This window comes from Protofrankia sp. CiT1, from assembly GCF_917627335.1.
Lineage (GTDB): Bacteria > Actinomycetota > Actinomycetes > Frankiales > Frankiaceae > Protofrankia.
Window position 1 is genome coordinate 8587 of the sequence record NZ_CAKJTP010000124.1, and the last position, 4904, is coordinate 13490.

The 4904-nt window shown below is 66.9% G+C and carries 3 protein-coding genes and 1 pseudogene; 2 read left to right on the forward strand and 2 right to left on the reverse strand.

The genetic code is table 11. The features are described 5' to 3' along the window. Positions 1 to 957, reverse strand: a 957-nt coding sequence (locus MJ785_RS16750; protein ID WP_239381687.1) for a xanthine dehydrogenase family protein subunit M, incomplete at its 3' end; no start/stop codon positions are given. 541 nt (positions 958 to 1498) lie between these two features. Between MJ785_RS16750 and MJ785_RS16755 the strand changes: the two genes are divergently transcribed. Next, positions 1499 to 2620, forward strand: coding sequence for an aromatic ring-hydroxylating dioxygenase subunit alpha (locus MJ785_RS16755; protein ID WP_239381689.1), 1122 nt, complete (start codon positions 1499 to 1501; stop codon positions 2618 to 2620). Positions 2621 to 2735: 115 nt separating this feature from the next. Here the strand turns inward: MJ785_RS16755 and MJ785_RS16760 are convergent. After that, positions 2736 to 3024: pseudogene (locus MJ785_RS16760) on the reverse strand (transposase); the annotation flags it as partial. A gap of 475 nt (positions 3025 to 3499) precedes the next feature. On the opposite strand from MJ785_RS16760, the gene MJ785_RS16765 reads away from it, so the two are divergent. Next, positions 3500 to 4744, forward strand: a complete 1245-nt coding sequence (locus MJ785_RS16765; RefSeq protein ID WP_239381691.1) for an IS110 family transposase — start codon at positions 3500 to 3502, stop codon at positions 4742 to 4744. Positions 4745 to 4904 lie beyond the last annotated feature (160 nt).

Genomic DNA, 4904 nt, shown 5'->3' on the forward strand with positions numbered 1-4904 from the left:
GCCCGGTCCCGCACTGCCCGGTATTGCGCCCGGCGCCGCGGCCGGCAGACAGCGGCCGACCGCGCGGGCCGCGAGCACCCCGGCCGCGTGCCGGCGGTACGCCGCCGAGACGCCGACGTCATCCGGGAGCGGATCGGGCACGGCCCCAGCGGCCTCGGCCACGAGCTCGCCGAACCCGGCCACGACATCCGCGGGGATCGTCCCGGTCGACCAGTCGACCCCTTGCCGGACGAACTCCTCAGCGGTGGCCGGCCGCGTCGGCTGGTGTGCGATCCCGCCAATCGCGCAGGTCACCCGTTCGTGCACGCGGTCGACGACCAGCGCGCAGGAGACCAACGCCGCCGACGCGGCCTGCCTGGAACCGATCTTCAGGTAGACCTGGGGCCCGCACGGCCGGGGTAGCCGAACGGCTGTGACCAGCTCAGTCGGGGCCAGCCCGGTTGCCAGGAACGATGCGACATCCACGGTCCGCGCCCCGCGCGCGCTGTTGATCACTATTTCGGTGCCGACCGCGGAGAGAAAGGTCAACAGATCCCCCCGCGGGTTGGCTGTCCCCAGCGCTCCACCCACCGTGCCCGTGTTGCGGATCTGCGGGGAGCCGACCACCCGTGCCATTGCCGCCAGCCCCGGCGACAGCGACCAGCCGGTCAGATCGTGGTAGGTGACACCGGCACCAATGATCAACATATTTGCGCTGGCCCCCCGGGAGCGCAGTTCCAGGACCCTGCGCAGGGCGACAAGCCGGCGTGGCTCCCGCTGGCGGGCACGCAGCGCGGGTACCAGGTCAGTGCCGCCAGCGAGGATCTCCGCGTCCCCGTCGGCCAGGATCTCGACGGCTTCGGCAACGGTCAGCGGCCGGTGCAGGCGGGCCGTCCGGGGCGGTGCGGGGTCAGCGCTCTGATCAGCGCTCTGATCAGTGGCCTGATCGGTGGCCTGATGAGGGACTGCCACAATCATGTGACACACCCGGTCGGGTTTCCCGCGGACGATTCATGATCAACCCATCTTCGGCCCTCGGGGCGCCGCGCGGCGGCGAGACCACGAGACAGGGAGAGTGACAGGGATGACGATCGGCCGCGCGCAACCCACATGCCCACCGACGATAGAGCCGCGAGGTTACGCGCATGTTCACCATCGGCGACGGGATGTATCTTCGGTGTTTGTGCCCGACCGGGGCGGATGCGAGCGGACAGCGGCTGGCCGGCAATCTATTCACCTGAAATGAACGCCGCCTGCCCGCACCGGCCATATCCGGCACGCCCACAACCCGCTGAAAATTCCGTGAAAAGGGACCACCGTCACTTCGGGTCCATTGATGCCAACTCACCTGAGATTTCCATCACCGTCACCTTGCGTCACGTACGGGATGTGCAGTAAAAACATCAACAGGGTTGACGCGCCATAATCGAAGCATGCGTTTCGCTGAACGCAATCTGACCTGTCATCCGCGCCCGTCATCCGACGGCCCCTGCTCCTGGAGGTGGTTGACGTTCCGCAGTTGCTGACAAACACAGATCCCTCTCTTCGACGCGGCTGGCATCCGGTTGCCCTGTCATCCGAGGTCGGCGACGAACCAGTACCGATCCGCCTGCTCGGTGAGCCCTGGGCGATAGCCCGGCTCGACGACCGTGTGGTTGCCTTCGCCGACCGGTGCCCGCATCGCCTGGCACCGCTTTCGGCCGGCCGTGTGGACGGTCCCGAACTTGTCTGCGGGTACCACGGCTGGCGTTTCGTCGCCTCCGGGGAATGCGCGGCCGTACCCGCGCTCGGGCCGGGCGTGCCCGCGCCCAAACGGGCCCGCGCCACCCCTGCCTGGGGTGCCGCCGAACGCCACGGGCTGGTCTGGCTTGCGCCCGAGGAGCCGTTCGCGGACATTATCGACCTGCCGGAAGCCGACGACCACGCCTTCGACTCGGTGTGGCTGGAGGTGGTGCAGACGTCGTCATGCGCCGGCCTGCTCGCCGACAACTTCCTCGACACCGCGCATCTCCCGTTTGTCCACGCTGACACGATCGGCGCGGGCGAGGAGACAACTGTCCCCCCGTACAAGGTCACTCCTGACGGCAACGGATTCCGGGCGCACCTGAACCAAACCGTCGCCAACCCCGAGGACCCGGGTGTCGCGGCCGGTCTGCGGCCACTGATCCAGCGCCGCCGGTCAACGTATGTGTACAGCCCGCCGTTCCAGCTGCGCCTGGTGCTCGAGTATCCCGATGCCGGCGTCACCAACACGATCTTCTTCTGCCTGCAGCCAGAGGACACCGGGTCGACCCGCGTCTACACCCGCCTGCTGCGCGACGATCTCGGCGGGGACCAGGAGCGCCTCGCCGACGCCGCTCGCTTCGAGCAGGCCATCCTGGCTGAGGACATCGCCCTGCAGGAGCGCTTCAGGCTGGACGGTCTGCCGCTGATGCCCGACAGGCACGACAGGCACGACGGGGGCGACGGGGGCGACGGGGGCGACGGGGGCGAGGAGGTCAGCATCCGCGCCGACGCCGCCGGGCTCGCGTTGCGACGTGTGCTGACCATGCTCGCCGAACGGGCGCGACGCGGTGCGGCATCCAGGCCGGCGGCCGGCATGCGTTACGCCCGCCGCGCCCCCACGGGTTCCCGCCCCTGACTCGACACCGCGATGCTCAGGCCCGCGAGACCCTGGAGTCGCGTATCCGACCCCGTCATCGGGCTGTCCGGAAGGCAGCCCGATGATTCCAGCCACGGCGTCGAGGACGGCGACTTCAGGGAGCCAGGGCATCACGCTCATGAGATAGCACCACTTTGATCAAAGCTGCGACGGCGTCCATCTCGGGCTGAGCATTGATCGAAAGGTCAATGTCTTTCGGGAAAACGTCTTTCGGGAAATACTGACGGAGTAGCCCGTTGGTGTTCTCGTTCGAGCCGCGTTGCCACGGCGAATAAGATCATGATCTGACTCTTCCCACCCTTCCCAATCATGAGATCACCCTCCCAGCGGCCAGGCACGGCACGGTCCTCCACCTCGACGGGACGCTCGGAAATGCTCACCAACCCGCGGTGGAGAATAGCCGCCCGCGAGACGTTCCACGACCGCGTCATGGCGCCGGAGACTCGCGGCAATCTTGAAGATTTTCAGTCGGTCGCGTAGCTCGTCCAAGCGTTTCCGCGCATTTCCGCGCGCTGACCGCTCAATATCGCGAGTCTCCGCCGTTCCGTTTAGCCTCACGGCCGATGGCCGATTACAGCCTATGCATCAATACCACTAACTTAAGCGAAGATCATCTGATGTCACCGCAGGTCAGTGACCATGCCGGCTTGCGCCGGCACCCTGTCCTGATGAGGATGTTGGGGCCGTCCGGTCCGACGTCGTTGCTCTGTGGTGCTGTGAGCCCGTAGGTCAGTGTGGCGCGGAGGTCCTGAGGAATCCTGTCCTGCTGCCGCGAGCGCGTACCTCAGAATCTTTGGTGACAGGCCCTCCCCGGGCGGTCTGTGCTGGTCATGGGTCGACGGGAGGAGACGGTCATCTATGGATGTGCTGATCGATCGTGTTGCCGGGCTGGATGTGCACCGGGACACGGTGGTGGCGGCGGTGCGGGCACCCGGGCGCGGTGGCGCCCGGCGCAGCGAGGTGCGGACGTTCGCGACGACGGGCGCGGGACTTACGCGGCTGGCTGACTGGCTGACCGGTGAGCGGGTGTCACTCGTCGGCATGGAATCCACCGGCGTATATTGGAAACCGGTCTTTTACTTGTTGGAGAACTCGTTCGAGTGCTGGCTGCTTAATGCGCAGCACATGCACAATGTTCCGGGCCGAAAAACCGATGTCGGTGACTCGGTATGGATCGCGCAACTGTTGGAACATGGCCTGGTACGGCCGTCGTTCGTGCCCCCGAAACCGATCCGGGCGTTACGGGATCTGACCCGGCACCGGCGGACCACGGTCGAGGACCGTACCCGGGCAGTCCAACGCCTCGAGAAAATCATGCAGGATTGTGGGATCACGCTGACCTCGGTGGCCTCGGAGCTGCTGGGTACGTCCGGCCGGGCGATGATCGACGCGATGCTGGCCGGTGAGGAGGACCCCGACGTCCTGGCTGACCTCGCCCGCCGCCGGCTCCGAGTGAAGATCCCGCAGTTACGGGAGGCGCTGGCCGGCCGCCCGCTGGCGGACCATCAGAAACTGCTGGTCCGCCAACTGCTGGCACAGATCGACCTGTGCAACGAAGCGATCACCGAAGTCGACCACAGGATCGAGGTGATGCTGGCCCCTTTCGCGGACCTGGTGGAGCGGGTGATGACGATACCCGGGGTGGGCCGGCGGACAGCTGAGTGTCTGATCGCGGAGGCCGGGATGGACATGGGCCGTTTCCGGACCGCGGGGCACCTCGCGTCCTGGGCAGGGATCTGCCCGGGTAATCACTCCTCCGCCGGGACCTCGAAAACCGGTCGAAGCCGGCAGGGCTCCACCTGGCTGCGGACCGCGCTGACCGAGGCCGCGCACGCCGCCGCCATGACACGGGAGACCTATCTGGCCGCGCACTACGCACAGGTCCGGGGACGCCGCGGCGTCCAGAAGGCTGTCGGCGCGATCCGTCACGACATTCTCATCGCCTATTGGCACATCGTCCATGACGGCACTGCCTACCGGGAACTCGGACCGGACTGGGCACAGCGTCGCCGTGGCACCGAAGCTCAACAGAAACGACTGGTCGCACAGCTGGAGAAACTCGGACTCACAGTCACCGTCGAACCCGAAAAGCCCGCCGCATAACCCGTCGAATCGCTACTTCCCGCAACCGGTAAATCCCTCACGCCGGGGCCACGGCACCCGGCGCGATGACGCACGCCCGCTCACGACCCAGCGTGGAAACCGAATCCTCACCTCAGTGGACACCAGTGCTACCAGGCCCGATGCGCTGACTCCCCGAAAC